This is a genomic window from Acidipropionibacterium jensenii DSM 20535, assembly GCF_000425285.1.
Taxonomy (GTDB): Bacteria; Actinomycetota; Actinomycetes; order Propionibacteriales; family Propionibacteriaceae; genus Acidipropionibacterium; species Acidipropionibacterium jensenii.
Genome location: NZ_AUDD01000001.1, coordinates 139903 through 157297, shown reverse-complemented (window position 1 = coordinate 157297; position 17395 = coordinate 139903). Strand labels below are relative to the sequence as shown.

14 protein-coding genes are annotated in these 17395 nt (G+C 69.2%); 10 read left to right on the top strand and 4 right to left on the bottom strand.

Going from position 1 to position 17395, the window contains the following annotated elements; genetic code table 11:
- Window positions 1-84: 84 nt before the first annotated feature.
- The 3 genes from H590_RS0100725 (at window position 85) to H590_RS0100715 (ending at window position 2170) form a co-directional block, all read left to right on the top strand.
- Window positions 85-636, top strand: a complete 552-nt coding sequence (locus H590_RS0100725) for an HdeD family acid-resistance protein (RefSeq protein ID WP_028702042.1) — start codon at window positions 85-87, stop codon at window positions 634-636.
- A 42-nt stretch (window positions 637-678) separates the two neighbouring features.
- Window positions 679-1812 carry a S1C family serine protease gene (locus H590_RS14090; RefSeq protein WP_051238014.1) on the top strand — a complete coding sequence of 378 codons (1134 nt, stop codon included), beginning with the start codon at window positions 679-681 and terminating at the stop codon, window positions 1810-1812.
- 67 nt (window positions 1813-1879) lie between these two features.
- Complete coding sequence (locus H590_RS0100715) at window positions 1880-2170, top strand: GNAT family N-acetyltransferase (RefSeq protein WP_028702041.1); 291 nt, start codon at window positions 1880-1882, stop codon at window positions 2168-2170.
- A 68-nt stretch (window positions 2171-2238) separates the two neighbouring features.
- On the opposite strand, the gene H590_RS0100710 is transcribed toward H590_RS0100715, so the two are convergent.
- Entirely contained in the window at window positions 2239-2769 is a 531-nt protein-coding gene (locus H590_RS0100710; protein WP_028702040.1) for a Dps family protein, read from the bottom strand.
- A gap of 257 nt (window positions 2770-3026) precedes the next feature.
- Here H590_RS0100710 and H590_RS14085 point away from each other — a divergent pair, with 257 nt between their 5' ends.
- From H590_RS14085 to H590_RS14080, 3 genes are read left to right on the top strand one after another with little or no spacing between them, the layout of a single operon-like run.
- Window positions 3027-4064, top strand: coding sequence for a hypothetical protein (locus H590_RS14085; RefSeq protein WP_036980436.1), 1038 nt, complete (start codon window positions 3027-3029; stop codon window positions 4062-4064).
- Window positions 4057-6846: a multicopper oxidase domain-containing protein gene (locus H590_RS0100700; RefSeq protein WP_028702039.1), complete on the top strand. Its 2790-nt coding sequence runs from the start codon at window positions 4057-4059 to the stop codon at window positions 6844-6846. Before H590_RS14085 ends, H590_RS0100700 begins: the two co-directional genes overlap by 8 nt.
- Entirely contained in the window at window positions 6843-7466 is a 624-nt protein-coding gene (locus H590_RS14080; protein ID WP_051238013.1) for a helix-turn-helix transcriptional regulator, read from the top strand. The genes H590_RS0100700 and H590_RS14080 overlap by 4 nt, the downstream gene beginning before the upstream one ends.
- 11 nt (window positions 7467-7477) lie before the next feature.
- Here the strand turns inward: H590_RS14080 and H590_RS0100690 are convergent, their stop codons facing one another.
- A complete protein-coding gene (locus H590_RS0100690) occupies window positions 7478-8608 on the bottom strand; it encodes a 6-phosphofructokinase (RefSeq protein ID WP_028702038.1) in 1131 nt (376 codons plus the stop codon).
- Between the two features lie 98 nt (window positions 8609-8706).
- Here H590_RS0100690 and H590_RS18735 point away from each other — a divergent pair, with 98 nt between their 5' ends.
- Window positions 8707-8907, top strand: a complete 201-nt coding sequence (locus H590_RS18735; protein WP_028702037.1) for a hypothetical protein — start codon at window positions 8707-8709, stop codon at window positions 8905-8907.
- A gap of 41 nt (window positions 8908-8948) precedes the next feature.
- Here H590_RS18735 and H590_RS0100680 read toward each other — a convergent pair whose 3' ends face one another.
- On the bottom strand, window positions 8949-10412 hold the full coding sequence (locus H590_RS0100680) for an NAD-dependent succinate-semialdehyde dehydrogenase (protein WP_028702036.1): 1464 nt from the start codon (window positions 10410-10412) through the stop codon (window positions 8949-8951).
- Window positions 10413-10518: 106 nt separating this feature from the next.
- Here H590_RS0100680 and H590_RS14075 point away from each other — a divergent pair, with 106 nt between their 5' ends.
- Window positions 10519-11322: an ABC transporter ATP-binding protein gene (locus tag H590_RS14075; RefSeq protein ID WP_084149170.1), complete on the top strand. Its 804-nt coding sequence runs from the start codon at window positions 10519-10521 to the stop codon at window positions 11320-11322.
- A complete protein-coding gene (locus H590_RS0100670; protein WP_028702035.1) occupies window positions 11319-12755 on the top strand; it encodes an ABC transporter permease family protein in 1437 nt (478 codons plus the stop codon). Before H590_RS14075 ends, H590_RS0100670 begins: the two co-directional genes overlap by 4 nt.
- A 25-nt stretch (window positions 12756-12780) precedes the next feature.
- Here H590_RS0100670 and H590_RS0100665 read toward each other — a convergent pair whose 3' ends face one another.
- A complete protein-coding gene (locus H590_RS0100665) occupies window positions 12781-14205 on the bottom strand; it encodes a phosphoglucomutase/phosphomannomutase family protein (RefSeq protein ID WP_028702034.1) in 1425 nt (474 codons plus the stop codon).
- 361 nt (window positions 14206-14566) lie between these two features.
- Here H590_RS0100665 and H590_RS14070 point away from each other — a divergent pair, with 361 nt between their 5' ends.
- Window positions 14567-16726 (top strand): acetate--CoA ligase family protein, encoded by a 2160-nt coding sequence (locus H590_RS14070; RefSeq protein ID WP_161625989.1) that lies wholly within the window; start codon window positions 14567-14569, stop codon window positions 16724-16726.
- Window positions 16727-17395: the final 669 nt, after the last annotated feature.

Genomic DNA, 17395 nt, shown 5'->3' with positions numbered 1-17395 from the left:
CCTACCAGAGAACGTTCCCCTAGGATACAATGTGGCGAGCCACCCGTCGGTGACAATTCGCCCTGTTCAGTGAAGGATACGCAAATGTCAGAAACTTATACCAGCGGTCTGGGCGAGGGCACCCGGCGATTCATCGCTGTCGCGGGATTGTTGGCAGCCCTTTCGGGTGTTGCAATTCTTGTCTGGCCGGGTCACGCGTGGAAGGCGATCACGGTCGTCATGGCCATCTACGCCGTCCTCGCCGGGCTCGTCTATGTCATCGGTGCCGTCGTTGGCAAGAGCCTGGGAACGGGTGGCCGCATCGGTCACGGCCTGCTCGGTCTGCTCTACGTCATCGCCGGCTGCTTCGCCTTCGGCCAGCTCAGCAGGACGGCCGTCTTCCTGGCCCTCTTCGTTGCCGTGATGATCGGCGTCATGTGGATGATGGAGGGTTTTGTCGCGCTGTTCGTGCTGAGCACCGGCGAGTCCTCCGCATGGAACATCATCTTCGCGGTCATCTCGATCCTGGCCGGAATCTCCCTGGTCTCCAGCCCGCTGTGGGGGGCCGTCTTCCTGTGGTGGCTGCTCGGCATCTCGCTGGTGGTCCTCGGACTCCTCAACGCCTTCCGAGCGATCTTCTCCAAGAAGAAGGCCTGAGACACCACCGCCGTCCCTGACCGGGTCGGGAGAGGAGCAGCAATGACCGGCGCGAACGCTCATGGCAGGAAGTCCCCTGCATCGTCGGGCAGGAGGTTCGAGGTCACCCCGGCCGTCCTGGCCGTGATGGCCGGTCTGCTGGTCCTCTCCCTGATCGCCTCAGGGGCGGCCCTGTGGGCGGCTCTGGCGAACCGCTCCGCGGGGCCGTCCGCATCCTCGTCCTCCGCTGCGACCTCGGCGGCCGGTACGAACGACTGCAATGCGGTGGTGATCGCGAAGAAGGTCCTTCCCAGCGTCGTCACCATCCATCTCACCTCCCCCTCCGGCCAGTCCGGAAACGGCACCGGGGAGTTCATCGACGACCAGGGCCACATCCTCACCAACGATCACGTCATCGCCGAGGCCGCCAAGGGCGCGAAGATGACGGTGCTGCGCTCCAACGGCGTCCAGTCCCCCGCCACACTCGTCGGACGTGTGCCGCGGCTGGATCTGGCGGTGATCCGGACCGCCCCCGACAAGGACACCGTGATCGACACGGCCGACTCCTCGAAGCTCAATGTCGGCCAGCCGACCGTCGCCCTGGGCGCCCCGCTCGGGCTGTCGGGATCGGTGACCCGCGGCATCATCAGCGCTCTGGGACGTCAGATGCCCCTTCCGGACGCCTCGGGGGAGTTGAGTGCCTTCCTGTCCGATGTCATCCAGACCGATGCCTCGATCAACCCCGGCAACTCGGGAGGGCCGCTGGTGGACTGCGACGGGCGCCTCACCGGCGTCAACACGGCGATCGCCACCGTGCCCACCGCCGAGGGCGCGGCCGGAGGGGGAAGCGTCGGACTGGGATTCGCCATCCCGGTCAACACCGCGATGGCGGTGTCCAAGGAGATTCTCAGCTCCGGTTCCTTCACCCCGGGATCGTTCGGGATCTCGGTCGTCCCGCTCGACGTCAGTTCCGCAGCGGGCTCCGGCGGCCTCTACGTCAACGCGGTGGTGGCCAACGGCGCGGCGGCCAGGGCCGGCCTCAAGGCCGGCGATGTGATCACCGAGTTCGACGGCCAGAAGGCCCGGTCCTTCGAGGACCTCGTCATCGCGACGGTTCGCAAGAGGGCCGGTGCCGTCGTCAAGGTCAGCTACACCAGGGACGGCCAGAGTCACAGCACTCCCGTCACGCTGCTCTGAGGCCCCCGGCGAGGCGACGTACCGTGGAGGCGGAGCAGCAGCATGCCGTCATCACCGAGGAGGACCCATGGCCGAGCCCACCATCACCGACAACACCGCTGAGCACCGCTACGAGGCGCACCTCGACGGCGAACTCGCCGGATACCTGGTCTACGAGCAGGACGGGGAGGTCGTCGACCTGCCCCACACCAAGGTCTTCTCCCAGTACGAGGGGAAGGGGGTCGCAGGGGCCCTGGTCCGACACGGCCTCGACGACATCCGCGCGCGCGGCGGGCTGACGGTGACGCCGACCTGCCCCTACGTCGAGAAGTGGATCCAGCGCCACCCCGACTACGCCGACCTGGTGCACCAGAGTTGAGACAGGGGCGCCGCCGGACCTCAGGTCCGGCGGCGCCCCTTCGTTCTGTCAGCGCCTCAGCGCGGTGATCAGTTCCTCGGCGAGCGGGTCTCGGAGCTGATGAACCAGGCCTGCTGCTCGAGCTTCTGGATGTAGCCGTGCAGGATGTCGGCCGAGGTCGGGTCCGCCTTGTCGACGGCGTCATGAACCTCGCGCATCGTGCCGGTCACAGACTCGACGGCGGCCACGACCAGGTCGATGGCGTCGTGGCTGTCGACCTCGCCCTGGGGGAACTGGGCGATCGAGGTGCGAGCGGCGACGACGGAGGGACGGCCGTCCGGGGTGGCGTGCAGGGCGCGCATCCGCTCGGCGACCTCGTCGGAGGCGTCGCGGGCGATGGCGACGACGTCATCCAGGTTGAGGTGGAGGCTGCGGAAGCTCGACCCCACGACATTCCAGTGAGCCTGCTTGCCGACCAGGCTCAGGGCAATCATGTCGACGAGAACCTTCTGCAGGTTGTCGCTCAGGTCCTTCGAGGCCACGAAGCCGTGCTCTGCGTTCTCCAGATGGGTCTGGGTGTCACCGGCGGGCTGCGGGACAGTGATGCTCTGCTGAGTCATTGACGATCTCCTTGTCTTGGACATCTGTGGGGGTCCTGACGACCTGCACCTGCTCGGCGCGGCCGCCCTGACCTGTTGTCGTTCTCACCCAGTTGTAACACAGGGTCGCCGCCGACTATTCCGTGCCCACCGGACCGGCCCGGGTCCGGCGTGTCGATCCCGTGGCGTCGGCGCTTGTCGGCGGTGATATTTTGTGACGAGTCGGTCAGCGAAAAGGAGAACCGGTGTCCACCCTCAGCCGCCATCGAGCATGGCTCATGGTCGGCGCCGGAATCGGCCTCCTGTGCGGGCTGGACGGCGCCCTCATCCTGCTGGGGGTGTGGTCCCCGGTGCTCTCGTCACGGCTGGCGCTGTGGCACGGCCCCTTCATGACGCTGGGATTCATCGGCACCGTCATCTGCCTGGAACGGGCCGTCGCGCTGAACCACCGGGCCGGATACCTCGTCCCGCTGTCCTCGGGCCTGGGGGCGGTGCTGCTCGCCAGCCCGGCGCCGGTGCCCTTCGGACTGAGCTTCCTGGCGGCCGCCCAGATCGGCCTGCTCGCCCTCTACCTGCCGCTGTGGAGACGCAGTCGCGACGACGCCACCGTCATCCAGGCGGCCGGCGCGCTGTGCGCCTGCGGGGCGGCCCTGCTGCTGCTGAGCGGAGCCACCGTCGCCTCGACGATCGGCTGGCTGTCCTCCTACCTGGTGCTCACCATCCTCGGGGAGCGACTCGAGCTGTCCCGGCTCACCATGATGCGCAACCGGTTCCTGCCGGGCTGCGCGATGGCCCTGCTCGCCGCCTTGCTCGTCCAGGTGGCCTCCCCCGCCCTCGGCTGGCCGCTGTTCGGCGCGGTCCTGGTGGTGATGTCGGTGTGGCTGGTCCGCAACGACGTCGCCCGGGCGGGGATCCGCCGCGGCGGCCAGGCGGCCTTCATCGGCGGAATGCTGATGATCGGCTACCTGTGGCTGACGGTCGCCGGGATCATCTGGCTGGTGGCCGGCCCGCTGGAGTCCGGACCCGGCTACGATGCAGCCGTCCACGCCGTCTTCCTCGGCTTCGTGATGGGCATGATCCTCGGCCACGCCCCGATCATCCTTCCCTCGGTGCTGCGCGTCCGGCTCGACTGGTCGGGGTGGTTCTGGCTGCCCGCGGTCCTGCTGGAGGTCTCCCTCGTCCTGCGTCTGGGCGTCGGCGACGGCCTGGACCGCCCGCTCGCCGTCCAGCTCGGCGGCTCGCTCAATGTCATCGCGCTGCTCAGTCTCATCGCGGTCGTCGTCACCCATGTCCGTTCCAGGAGGTCCCATGCCTGAGATCAGCCCCCGTCCCGCCGACGCACCGGGGAGCGCCCCCGGCGGCACCTCCGGCGCACGGCCGCCCCGGACCGGCAGGAGCGCCTGGCACCGCAAGGCCTCCCGGCCGGTCTCGCTGTGGCTGATGGGTCTGGTGGTGGTGCTCATCGCCGGACACTGGATCCCGCAGTCCCGCTGGCTGCTGGTGCACATGGTGACCCTCGGGGTGGCAACCACCTCGATCCTGGTGTGGGGCCAGTACTTCACCGAGTCGATCCTCCACGAACGACTCGGCGAACCCGACCGGCGTCGCCAGGTGATCCGCATCAACGCGCTCAATGTCGGCGTGCTGGCCTGCTGCGTAGGCATGGTGGGTGCCTGGCCGTGGGTCGTGGTGGCCGGCGCCACCGTGGTCGGGCTGGCGATGTGCTGGTACGCGATCGACCTGGGTCTGCAGGTGCGCCGGGCACTGCCGGGACGGTTCGACGCGACCGTCCGGTTCTACTCGACGGCGGCATGTCTGCTCCCGGTCGGTGCCGTCTTCGGGGCCATCATGGCCTTCTCCCCCGCCGAACCCTGGCGGACCCGACTCCTGCTGGCCCACCAGGGGGTCAACATCCTCGGCTTCGTCGCGATGACGGCGGTAGGCACCCTGGTGACCCTGTGGCCCACGGTGCTCCGCACCCCGATGGCCCCCCGGCAGGACCGGCACGGCCGGATCGCCCTGGTCATCATGATCGCCGCCGTCCTGGCGGTGGCCACCGGATCCCTGGGCGGATGGTGGTGGCTGACCGCCGCCGGGGTGCTGATCGAACTGGTCGCCGTCATCATCGTCGGCGTCGACATGGTCCGCTGCGCCTCCCGCAAACCGCCGCGCGACTTCCCCGGCTACTCGATGGCGGCGGCTATCTGCTGGCTGGCGGTGTGGCTGTGCTGGCTGGCGTGGACTCTGCTGACCCGGCGCGACCACCTCCTCCAGGAGGACATCACCGCACTCACCGTGCCGGTCGTGCTGGGGTTCATGCTGCAGCTGCTGATCGGGGCGATGAGCTACCTGATGCCGATGGTGATGGGCGGCGGGCCCTCCATCGTGAGAGCCACCAACGCGAAGATGCACACCCTGGGAGCGCTGCGCGCCACCGCCGCCAACGCGGGGCTGGTGGTCTGGGCGCTGTCCATCGGGACATGGACCTCCCGGATCGGACTGGGCCTGGCCGTCCTCGCGATGGCGGGGTTCCTGCCGGCGATGCTGGCGATGGTCAGGACAGGAGTCACCCTGCTGCGCGCCAAGAGGGCGGGAGCGGCGGGTTCGGTGCACCCGGTGGCGGGTTCGGCGGGTGAAGGGTCGACAGATCACTCGCCACATCACCCCTCGGAGCCCCGCGAGGACGAGAAGGCCAGTTCCGCGAGTGAAACGTCCACCTCAAGACCCACCATCCCCGCGGCAACCGCCCCGGCCGGCCGCCGATCCTTCGTCGAGGGAATGGTCGGCCTGGGCGCCGCCCTGGGTGCGGTGGCCGTGGGCCGGCGGCTGGACGGCACGCCCGGTCTGTCGGGCCCGGGCCTGTCGGGCGCCGCCGCGGTCGCCCCCACCGGTCGCACCACGACCGTGTCGGTGACGATGAAGGACATGCACTACCACCCCGCCACGGTCGACGTGCCGGCCGGCAACCGCCTGGTGATCTCGCTGACCAACGCCGATCCCGACCAGGTGCACGACCTCTACCTGGCCGGAGGGGCGCACTCCCCCCGGCTCTCCCCCGGCCAGAAGGCCACCGTGGACGCCGGCGTGATCACCGCTGCCACCCAGGGGTGGTGCACCATCGTCGGCCACCGCTCGATGGGGATGGAGCTGGAGGTGAGGGTCAACGGGGCCTCGGTCGGCCAGGGATCCGAGTCCCCGGCGGTCGGCACCGGACGCCGCAAGGTCGACCTCAGCCAGGCGCCGGGGCGCGGCTTCACCACCCGTGACGCCCGGCTTCCGAGCCTGCTGCCCGGGCGCACCCACCCGATGACGCTGACCGTCACCGAGTCGGTCCAGGAGGTGGCACCGGCCACCACGATCCACGCGATGACCTACAACGGCCGGGTGATGGGGCCGGTGATCCACGCCCGGATCGGCGACACCATGAACGTCCACCTGGTCAACCGGGGCACGATGGGCCACTCCATCGACTTCCACGCCGGGATCGTCTCCCCCACCCCGAACATGCGCACCATCGCGCCGGGAGCCTCGCTGGACTACCGGTTCACCCTGCCGAGGGCGGGAGTCTGGCTCTACCACTGCTCGACGATGCCGATGAGCTCCCACATCGCCGCCGGGATGTTCGGGGCGGTCATCGTGCCCCCGCGGGACCTGGCATCGGCGGACCGCGAGTACGTCCTCGTCCAGTCGGAGAGCTACCTCGACGCCCGCAACGGGGCCGAGGTCAATGCCGACAAGATCGCCGCCGAGACCCCCGACCTCACGATGTTCAACGGCCACGCCAACCAGTACGTCTTCGCCCCGCTGACGGCGAAGGTCGGGGAGCGGGTGAGGATCTGGGTGCTGGCGGCCGGACCCAGCCGCGGCATCTCCTTCCACGTGGTCGGCACCCAGTTCGACACCGTGTTCAAGGAGGGCGCCTACCTGCTGCGCCCCGACAACCCCGAGGGAGGCGGCGCCCAAGCCCTCGACCTGTCCTCCGCCCAGGGAGGATTCGTCGAGATGACCTTCCACGAGCCCGGGAAGTACACCTTCGTCAACCACTCCTTCGTGGAGATGGAGCGAGGGGCCCGGGGACTCATCGAGGTGACGGCATGACCAGCCTCACCGATCCGGGAGCCGACTCCCCCGCCGGGCGGGTCACCGAGGCGCTGAGACGCCGCGGCGGAACCGCCTCGGCCAGTGAGGTCGGGGCGGATCTGGGCCTCCACCCCTCCACCGCCCGCTTCCACCTGGACCGTCTGGTCAACCAGGGCAGGGTCCGGGTGAGCCGCGAGAGACGGGCCACCAGAGGGCGGCCGCGCACCATGTTCACCCTGGAGCCCGATCCGATCGAGGGCCCGAGGTCCTACCAGATGCTCGCCGAGGTCCTCGTGGCCAGCCTGGCCCGGCAGTCGGACGGCCCCGAGCGGGCGGCCCGGGCGGGCGCCGAGTGGGGACGCCACTTCACCGGACAGGACGTCGTGGCACTGCTGGCCGAGGTGGGGTTCGCGCCCTCACCCGATCCGGACCACGACGATCGGATCGCGCTGGGGCACTGCCCCTTCATCGATCTGGCGACCGATCACCCCGAGGTGGTCTGCCCCTTGCACCGCGGAGTGGTGGAGGGGGCGGTCGGCCACCCGGTGACGCTGGAGGCGCACCCGGGGGCGACCTGTTTCATCGATCTGGACCCGACCCTCAGCTCCGGGGCCTCGAGAACCCCCGGAGGACGCTGAGCCCGGACGGATCAGCCGTCGCCGAGGTTCGTCCCGACCTCACGGGCGGCTTCCACCCAGGGGTGGTCCAGCGGCACGTACTTCACCTTGCCGCCGACCTCCTTGAGGGGGACGGTGCCGGTGCCGGTGCCCTTCGCGGCGACCATGATCCCGAACTCGCCGTCCTGGACCACCTGGGCCCCCTTGGTCCCCAGCCGGGTGGCCAGCAGCCGGTCCTGGGCGCACGGCGTCCCGCCCCTCTGGACATATCCCAGAATGGTGACCCGGGAGTCCAGTCCGGTGGCGGCCTCCAGCTGGCTGGCCAGTTTGAAGGTGTTGTCGCGCATCGAGCGCTCGAGGTCCCGCTTGGCCTTCTTGGCCGTCTCCCTGGTGGAGGGGTTCCTGGTCTCGTCGACCAGAGCCTGGGCGCCGGACAGGGCGAGGGCATCGGTCTCGTCACGAGCCCCCTCGGCGACCGCGATCACCGAGAAGCTCAGCCCCTGCCTGCGGCGGGCCTCGACCGCGTTGACGATCGAGTCGATGTGGTAGGGCAGCTCGGGCAGCAAGATGACGTCGGCACCGCCGGCGATCCCCGATCCCAGCGCCAGCCATCCGGCCCGGTGACCCATGATCTCGGCGAGGATGATCCGGTGGTGGGAGTGGGCGGTGGAGTGCAGCCGGTCGATGGCCTCGGTGGCGATCTCCAGGGCGGTCGAGAACCCGAAGGAGTCGTCGGTGCCGACGATATCGTTGTCGATGGTCTTCGGCAGATGGACGACGTTGAGCCCCGCCTTGGACAGCTTGTTGGCGTTGCGGGCGGTGCCGCCACCGCCGAGGGTGACCAGGGCGTCCAGGCCGAGCTTCTCGTAGTTCTCCACGATGGTGGGGATCATGTCGCGGGTCTCGCCGTCGACCAGCATCCGGTTGACCTTGTCGCGGCTGGTGCCCAGGATCGTCCCGCCGATCGTGAGGATCCCCGACAGGGCCCGGCCGTCCAGCTTCATGTAGCGATTCTCGGCCAGCCCGCGGACGCCGTCCAGGAAGCCGACGAGCTCCATGTCGAACTCGCGGATGGCGGCCTTCCCGAAGCCGCGGATGGCAGCGTTGAGGCCCGGGCAGTCACCACCAGCGGTAAGAATGCCGACCTTCTTCTTCTTGGGCATGGACCCCTCCTGTCTGTCTGGCGGTCATCCTGCCATGTCCGGGCCCCGGCGTCAGCGCGCCGGGGGTCCGGCACCGGATCTGCGGACCGCGGCCAGCCGTGCAGCACCACCTTGGCGAGGGTGTGGCCCGACTCGACGATCTGGTGGGCCCGCCGCAGCTGCTCGACGTTGATCGGGGTCAGGCAGCGGGCCGCGGTGGTGACCACCGTGCCCCGGTCGACGAGGTCGGCGACCCGCTCGAGGATCCGGTGCTGGGCGACCTGAGGCCCTGGGTCGAGGGCCACGTCCAGGCGAGCTGAACGGGCCCCCGACGGGGACTCCTCGGATCAGAAGGGGCGGATCAGGACGGGTCGGGAAGGGCCACGTAGATGGTCTCCAGGAACTCCTCGATGCCCTGGTAGGACCCCTCGCGTCCCAGACCGGACTCCTTGACGCCGCCGAAAGGCGCCGCAGCATTGGAGAAGACGCCGATATTGGCGCCGATCATGCCGGTCTCGAGCTTGGCGGCCATCCGCTGGATGCGGTCGACGTCGCGGGTGTAGACGTACCCGGCCAGACCGACCGGAACCGAGTTGGCGATCGCCAGGGCCTCCTCCTCGGTGGAGAAGGTGGTGATCGGGGCGACCGGCCCGAAGATCTCGGTGGTCATCACCTCGGCGTCGGGGGCCACCCCCGAGATCACCGTCGGCGGGTAGAAGTAGCCCTTCCCGGAAGGCATCTCGCCACCGGTCAGCACGGTGCCGCCGGAGGCCTTGGCCGACTCGACCAGACCGTGCACCTTGGCCCGGTCGTGATCGGTGATGAGCGGTCCGACCTCGCTGCCCTCGGCCATCCCGTCGCCGACCGTCAGGCCGGACATGTACTTGGTGAACTTCTCGGTGAACTCCTCGGCCACCGACTCGTGGAGGATGAACCGGTTCGCGGCGATGCAGGCCTCGCCCATGTTGCGCATCTTGGCGCCCTTGGCGCCCTCCACGGCGGCGTCGACGTCGGCGTCGTCGAAGACGATGAAGGGGGCATTGCCGCCCAGCTCCATCGAGGTGCGCAACACGTGCTCGGAGGCCTTGGCGAGCAGCCCCTGGCCGACCGGGGTCGAGCCGGTGAAGGACAGCTTGCGCAGTCGCGGATCCGCCAGGATCTTGTCGGTGACGTCGTGGCTGCGGCCGGTGATGATGTTGAGCACTCCGGCGGGAAGGCCGGCGTCCTGCATCACCTTGGCGAAGAGCATGGTGGTCAGCGGGGTGGCCGAGGCGGGCCGGATGATGACGGTGCAGCCGGCGGCCAGGGCCGGGCCGGCCTTGCGGGTGGACATCGCCAGCGGGAAGTTCCACGGGGTGATGAACAGGCAGGGGCCCACCGGACGCTTGGTCACCAGCTGGCGGACCTTGCCCTCGGGCAGAATGCCGTAGTCGCCGCGGATGCGCACGGCCTCCTCGGAGAACCAGCGGAGGAACTCGGCGCCATAGGTGACCTCGCCGTAGGCATCGGCCAGCGGCTTGCCCATCTCGAGGGTCATCAGGCGGGCGAAGTCGTCGCGGCGCTCGGTGATGAGCTCCCAGCCGCGGAGCAGGATCTCGCCTCGCTCCCGAGGGGCGGTGGCCGCCCAGGCGTCCTGAGCGGCAACGGCGGCATCCAGGGCGTCGATGCCCTGGAGGGGGCCGGCGTCGGCGATGGAGGTGAGGACCTCCTCGGTGGCGGGATCGATGACGTCGAAGGTGCGGCCACCATCGGCATCGACCCATTCACCACCAATGAACAACTGGGAGGGAAGATCTGATGGAAGCGAACGGTCAGCGGTCGTCATGTCCCCCACATTACGACTCCGGTTCGGCAGTCATTCCGTCGGATGACGGCAGAACAGTCCCGGGGAATGATTCGCGACGACATTGGCTCCGAGCAGGCTGTGGGTCATGTCGAGCAATCCGCAACCGCAGACCATTGACGGCCCCCGCCCATTCCTGAACAGCCCTGTGGCGACCGGCCCGGTGACGACCAGCCCTGTGGCGACCGGGGCGCCGCCGCTGATTGTCGCCGACCGGCTGGTGAAGTCCTACGGACCCACCCACGCCCTGGTGGGGGTCAGCCTGACGATCGCCGCCGGGTCCTCGGTGGCGATCATGGGCCCCTCCGGATCGGGCAAGACCACCCTGCTGCACTGCCTGTCGGGGATCCTGCCGGTCACCTCCGGTGCGATCGGGCTGCAGCTGCCGAGCGGGCAGATCCGCCTCGAGACCCTCGATGCCGCCGGGCGGGCCCGGCTGCGCCGGGAGCACCTCGGATTCGTCTTCCAGCAGGGGATGCTCGTCCCCGAGTTGACCGCGGTGGAGAACGTCGCCCTCCCGCTGATGCTCAACGGCGTCCCGCGGGCGGCCGCCGAGAGGCAGGCCGAGGAATGGCTGGTGGCGTTGGGCCTGCCGGGTCTGGGGGAACGTCGGATCGGACAGCTGTCGGGAGGCCAGGCCCAGCGGGTGGCGATCGCCCGCGCCCAGGCCATCGACCCGGCCCTGGTCTTCGCCGACGAGCCCACCGGCGCCCTGGACAGCGCCACCTCGGTCGACGTGATGACCGCCCTGCTGCACTCGGTGACCGGCCGGGGACGCACCCTGGTGGTGGTGACCCACGACATCAACGTCGCGCGGTGCTGCTCGCGGATCCTCACCCTGGCCGACGGCCGGATCGTCTCCGACCAGCAGGTGACGGGAGGACGTCGATGACCACCGGCCTTCCGAACCCTGCTGAGAACCCGACCCCTGTCCACTACCCGTCCCCGCTCGAGATGCCCGGCGCCGGTTCCCTGCGGTCCACCGCCGCGATCTGGCCGATGCTGGCCCGCCCCACCCTGGCCGACCGGCGCTCCTGGGGGCTGCCGGTGACCGCCTTCGCGGTGATCGCCACGATCACCCTCGACGTCATCGCCGGTGCCGCCGTGTTCTGGCGGATCCCCGGCCAGATGAGCGTCATCTACCGCGGCCTGTCGGGGCTGGCGGCGGTCCTGCTGGTGATGCCGCTGGCGACCCTGGCCTCCTCGGCGGCCCGGCTGTCGGCCAGACGCCGCGACGAGCGGCTGTCCTCACTGCGTCTGCTCGGCGCCCGGTCGGGCACGCTGCGACTGCTCACCCTCGCCGAGGCCGGTGCGCACGCCCTGGTCGGGTGCCTCATCGGGATCCTGGGATACGGCCTGTCGATCCCCCTGCTGGGCCTGCTGCGCGTCAACGGATCCCGGATCGGGGCCTCCTCGCTGCTGCTCAGTGCCCCCGCCCTGGCCGGGGTCATCGGCGCCCTGCTGGTGCTGGCCCTGGCCAGTTCGGCGGTGAGCCTGCGCCGGGTCGAGATCTCCCCGCTGAGAGTGCGGATGCGTTCCACCGCCCAGCGCGTCTCGGTGGCGCGGATCATCATCGGCGTCGTCCTGCTGACGGTGGCGGCGTCGGCCGGGCGGATCGCACCCCTTCTTGGGGTCGGCACCGGACCGGTGGTGTCGATCGCCGTCGTCCTGCTGGCGATCGCGATCGGACTGGGCGTGATCTCCATCGTCGGGCCGAAACTGCTGGCGGTGTACTTCCGGTCCCGGCTGCGCAGGGCCCGGACCGCACCGGCGGTGGTGGCCGCGCGGATGGTGCTGGAGTCCCCCCGGGCCGCCTGGCGCCAGGTCTCGGCACTGGGCTCGGTGTGCTTCGTCGCGGTGGCCGGCGGCGCCGGCGTCGCCCTGATCGGCAAGGCCGGCAGTGCTGACGCAGATCCTGCCGGAGCGATGCTGATCGCCGACATCCGCACCGGGATCATCCTCACCATCGCTTTCGCCTTCGCGACGGTGGCCTGCTCGGTCGGCATCAACCAGACCTCGGCGGTGCTGGACCGCCGCGATGTGGAGGTCGGCCTGGATCTGGTCGGGATGACGATGGCCGAGCAGGAGCAGGCCAGACGCCGTGCCGTGCTGGGGCCGTTGTGGTTCGTGATGGCGGTCTCGATCGCCAGCGCGGCGATCGTCCTGATGCCCCTGGTCGGGGTGGCGCTGATCCTGGATCCGCTCACCATGGCGGTCACCGCGGCGGTGGTCGCCGCGGGAGCGCTGATGGTGGTCGGCGGGTTGCGGGCCACCCGGTCGACCCTGGCCGGGGTGCTGTCCGGCGGCCTGGAACGGATCGACTGAGTGGTTGAAGAGGGCCCGGGGCGACTCAGCCGAGGTCGTACTTGTCGACCACCGCGTCGACGCACCGCTGGGCCAGGGCGGCGTCGGGCATCTCGCAGAACACCCTCAGCAGCGGCTCGGTGCCGGAGAACCGGACGATGAGCCAGCCGCCGTTGGAGAAGTAGACCTTGATGCCGTCCATGTCGGAGACGTGGTCGACCGCCAGGTCGAAGGCCGGCAGGTCCTTGTCGACGTAGATCCGCCTCCTCAGCCCCTCCTTGGCCTCCGGGGCGAAGGAGAAGTCGTCCTCCACCATCTCGAAACTGCCGTAGCGCTCGACGATATCGGCGTAGATCTGGGAGAGCGGCTTGCCCCGCCTGGCGATCATCTCGACCAGCAGGGTGCCGGCGTAGACGCCGTCCTTGCCGGAGATGTGGCCCTTGACGGTCAGGCCGCCGGAGGACTCGCCGCCGATCACCGCACCGGTCTCGGCCATCTTCGCCGAGACCCACTTGAAGCCGACCGGCACCTCGTAGCACTTCTGCCCGTGGGCCTCGGCGACCCGGTCGAGCAGGTGGGTGGTGGCCAGGTTGCGCACGCACGGGCCCACCCATCCCTTCTCCTCCAGCAGGTAGGTGTACAGCAGCACCAGGATCTGGTTGGGGTGCAGGAAATTGCCCAGGTCGTCGATGATGCCGAGCCGGTCGGCGTCCCCGTCGGTGGCGATGCCCAGATCGGCGCCGCGCTCGACCACCACCCCGGCCAGCGCCTTGAGGGTCTTCGAGTTGGGCGAGGGGAGCCGGCCGCCGAACAGGGTGTCGCGGCGCTCGTGGATGGTATCGACGTCGCAGCGGGCGGTGAGCAGGATGGTCTGGAGGCAGGTCTTGGAGACCCCGAACATCGGGTCCAGGACGATCTTGAGGTGGGCGTGCCGGATGACGTCGAGGTCCACCTGGTCGAGGATCGAGTCGATGTACCAGTTCATCGAGGTCTGCACCCGGATGAGCCCCTGGTCGAGGGCCTCGGCGCGGGTGATGGCCCGCACGTCGTCGGCTGTCAGCCGGTTGACGTGCTCCTGGAGCGGACCGGTGACCTCGACCTCGGCGTCCCGGCCGCCCTCGGTGAAGACCTTGATGCCGTTGTAGATGGCGGGGTTGTGGGAGGCCGTGACGGCCAGCCCGTAGGCGCACTCCTTGTCGCGGACGGTCCACATGATCATCGGGGTGGGGGCCGGCCGGTCGATGATGCGGACGTGGATGCCGTTGCCGGCGAGCACCTCGGCCGCCCACCAGGCGAACTCAGGAGAGAGGAAGCGCTGGTCGTAGCCGATGACGACCGGGCGGTCGGACACCTTCTCGTGGTGGATCCGGTCGGCCAGCCCCTGGGCCAGTCGCTGGACGTTGGCCTTGGTGAAGGTGTCGGCGATCACTGCGCGCCAACCGCCGGTACCGAACTCGATCTCATCAGCCATGTCACCGACGGTAGCCGTCGGCGCCCGCCGGCCACCACGACCGCTCGGTCCCGACGATCGGTTCGCGCAACGAGCCTGAGCGTTCCGTCTCGCGCCATTGCTGAGGTTGGCGCCCCGGAGCCGGGCGCAGACGTCGTGACCCTCGCGTTCAACCCTGTGATCTGACGCCTGCAACTTTGCATCAAATGTCCCATGACATTTTCCCTGTGGATCACCTGTTCATCGCTGATTACAAGTGCGTCCAGAGCGATTAAGAATACAACTCCGTGCCGGAATTATTGCCCGAAAACACGTCTGCTACTGTGCCAGCGGCGGGTTCCCGCGGGCTCGCCGGCAAATCTTTGACATGGAGGTCTCACCAATGAGTGGCGAACTGGATTGTCTGTTCACTCCGCACCGCGTCGCGGTTGTGGGAGCGGGCACCAAGCCCACCAACCTCGGACACATGGTTGTCCGCAATCTTCTCAATGGGAATTTTGACGGCGTCGTCTATCCCATCAATCCCAAGCACGAGTCGATCGGCGGCGTGCCCGCCTTCCCGAGCGTTCGTGAAACCCCTGAGACTCCCGATCTCGCCATCCTGTGCGTGCCGGCGGTCGGTGTTCTCGACGTCGTGAAGCAGTGCGCCGAGGCCGGCGTCAAGGGCATCATCTGCATGGCCGCCGGGTTCCGCGAGGTCGGCCCCGAGGGCCGCGCGATGGAGGACCACGTCGTCGACATCTGCCACAAGGCCGGGATGCGCCTGCTCGGGCCGAACTGCCTGGGACTCCAGGTTCCCGAGCGCCGCCTCAACGCCACCTTCGCCGGGCACATGCCCAAGCCGGGCAACATCGCCCTGGTCTCCCAGTCGGGCGCTCTCACCGCGGCCGTCATCGAGTGGGCCCTGGGCAAGGGGATCGGCTTCTCCAAGCTCGTCACCCTCGGAAACGCCGCCGACGTCGAGCTGGCGGCCACCCTGGACTACCTGGTCGACGACAAGGACACCCACGCCGCGGTCGTCTACGCCGAGTCGATCTCCGACGCCCAGGCCTTCACCGCGGCGGCCCGGCGGTTCACCGCCAAGAAGCCGCTGGTCATCTACAAGGCCGGACGCTTCGCCGCCTCGGCCAAGGCCGCCGTCTCGCACACCGGTGCGATGGCCGGCGCCGATGAGGTCTACAACGCCGCCTTCGAGAGGGTCGGCGCCACCCGGGTGCTGCGGATCTCCGACCTGTACCACACCATCGAGCTGCTGGCGGCCGACCGGACCGCCCACCAGCCCACCCTGGCCGTCGTCACCAACGCCGGAGGCCCCGGCGTCATGTCGGTCGACGCCCTGTCGGAGCGCGGCGGACGTCTCGCCGAGATCTCCCCCTCGACCCTCGACGCCCTCAACGAGGTGCTGCCGACCGCCTGGTCGCACGCCAACCCGATCGACGTCCTGGGCGATGCACCGGCCAAGAGGTACCAGGCCGCCATCAAGGCCGCCGTCTCCGAGGACGACGCCGACGGCATCCTGGTGATCCTCACCCCCCAGGCCATGACCGACATCCTCGGCTCCGCCGACGCCGTCATCGCCGCCGCGCAGACCACCGACAAGCCGGTGCTGGCGGTGTGGATGGGCGGCGGCGCCGAGAACGACAAGGCCATCGCCAAGCTCGCCTCGGCCGGCATCCCGACCTTCGATTTCCCCGAGAACGCCGTCGACGCCTTCGTCAACACCACCCAGTCCCAGAGCTACACCGACCGGGCCGCCGCGCCGGCCGCCGTCGCCGACGACTTCGCTCCCGACCGGGAGCGGGCCGCCGCCCTGATCGCCGGGGTGCCTGACTCCGGGCTGCTGCCCGAGACCGAGTCCAAAGAGCTCTTCGACGCCTACGGGATCCCGGTCGCACTGCCCCGGCTGGCCACCAGCGCCGACCAGGCTGCAAAGCTGGCCGACGAGATGGGCTACCCGGTGGTCGCCAAGATCGCCTCCCCCGACATCACCCACAAGACCGACGTCGGCGGCGTCGTCGTCGGCCCTAAGAACGCCGATGAGGTGCGCGCGGCCTTCGAGCAGATCGTCGCCAACGCCAAGAAGGCCAAGCCGGAGGCCCACATCGAGGGTGTCGTCATCGAGCAGATGGTCGGCGCGGGCAATGCCGAGCTGATCCTCGGATCCACCCGGGATCCCTCCTTCGGCCAGACCATCATGGTCGCCGCCGGCGGCACCTCGGCCGAGATTCTCAAGGACTCCGCCCTCCAGCTGGCCCCGGTGGACGCCGGTCTGGCCCGCACGATGGTCGAGTCGCTGCGGATCTGGCCGCTCATCAAGGGCTACCGAGGCGCCGAGGGTGCCGACGTGGACGCCCTGGTGAAGGTCATCACCCGGTTCTCGACCCTGGTGGCCGACCACCCGGAGATCACCGAGACCGAGATGAACCCGCTGACGGTCTCGCCCTCCGGTGCGATCGCCCTGGATGCCCGGGCCGTCATCGACCGCGACGCCCTGGCCAACCCCCCGGCCAAGTACTCGCACCTGGGGATCCTGCCTGAGTGATCCGAGCTGTGTGGCTGGCCTGACTGGTCTGAATGGTCTTGGTGGCCTGACTGGTCTGGATGGCCTGACTGGCCTGGATGGCCTGACTGGCCTGGATGGTCTGAGCGCCGGGTGCAAGATGTCTTGCACCCGGCGCTCAGACGCTTCCTGGGGGTGGACAGCTGTCCCCCTGTCTGGTGGCTGTCCCCGTCGGTCAGCGTCTCCGTTTCGGTAGGTGCGCCCGCCCGGCGGATGTGGTGGCCGGGCCCCTCGGACGACGTCCCCCATCTGAGCCCGGACCCTCTGGTCGCTGACCCCTTGTCTGGTGGCTGTGACCCTCTGGTCGCTGTCTCTTCTCTGAACTGGGTCTCTGTCGGTCGGTTCCTCCGTTCCGCTGGGGACACCCGCCCAGTGGACGTGACAGCCGGCCCCTTGGACGACACTCTCGGCGGCCCACACCTCCCACTGATCGACGGATGCAGGGAAAAGGCACGGATGCAGTGGAGCTCCACTGCATCCGTGCCTTTTGCCTGCATCCGTGGGATTTCGACACCATTTCCCTGCATCTGTGACGGGGTTACCGACAGTTTTCCTGCATCCGTGGAGGTGACCCGACCACTTCCCTGCATCCGTGACGGGTACCCCGACCACCCCAGTTGTCCACAGCAGGAACCACCGCTCCGCGGGCCA

Coding starts and splice junctions, on each gene's coding strand:
- H590_RS14070 (WP_161625989.1), top strand. CDS start 14,567: ATGAGTGGCGAACTGGATTGTCTGTTCACTCCGCACCGCGTCGCGGTT.
- H590_RS0100680 (WP_028702036.1), bottom strand. CDS start 10,412: ATGACGACCGCTGACCGTTCGCTTCCATCAGATCTTCCCTCCCAGTTG.
- H590_RS0100715 (WP_028702041.1), top strand. CDS start 1,880: ATGGCCGAGCCCACCATCACCGACAACACCGCTGAGCACCGCTACGAG.
- H590_RS0100725 (WP_028702042.1), top strand. CDS start 85: ATGTCAGAAACTTATACCAGCGGTCTGGGCGAGGGCACCCGGCGATTC.
- H590_RS14090 (WP_051238014.1), top strand. CDS start 679: ATGACCGGCGCGAACGCTCATGGCAGGAAGTCCCCTGCATCGTCGGGC.
- H590_RS0100670 (WP_028702035.1), top strand. CDS start 11,319: ATGACCACCGGCCTTCCGAACCCTGCTGAGAACCCGACCCCTGTCCAC.
- H590_RS0100700 (WP_028702039.1), top strand. CDS start 4,057: ATGCCTGAGATCAGCCCCCGTCCCGCCGACGCACCGGGGAGCGCCCCC.
- H590_RS14085 (WP_036980436.1), top strand. CDS start 3,027: ATGGTCGGCGCCGGAATCGGCCTCCTGTGCGGGCTGGACGGCGCCCTC.
- H590_RS0100665 (WP_028702034.1), bottom strand. CDS start 14,205: ATGGCTGATGAGATCGAGTTCGGTACCGGCGGTTGGCGCGCAGTGATC.
- H590_RS14080 (WP_051238013.1), top strand. CDS start 6,843: ATGACCAGCCTCACCGATCCGGGAGCCGACTCCCCCGCCGGGCGGGTC.
- H590_RS0100690 (WP_028702038.1), bottom strand. CDS start 8,608: ATGCCCAAGAAGAAGAAGGTCGGCATTCTTACCGCTGGTGGTGACTGC.
- H590_RS14075 (WP_084149170.1), top strand. CDS start 10,519: ATGTCGAGCAATCCGCAACCGCAGACCATTGACGGCCCCCGCCCATTC.
- H590_RS0100710 (WP_028702040.1), bottom strand. CDS start 2,769: ATGACTCAGCAGAGCATCACTGTCCCGCAGCCCGCCGGTGACACCCAG.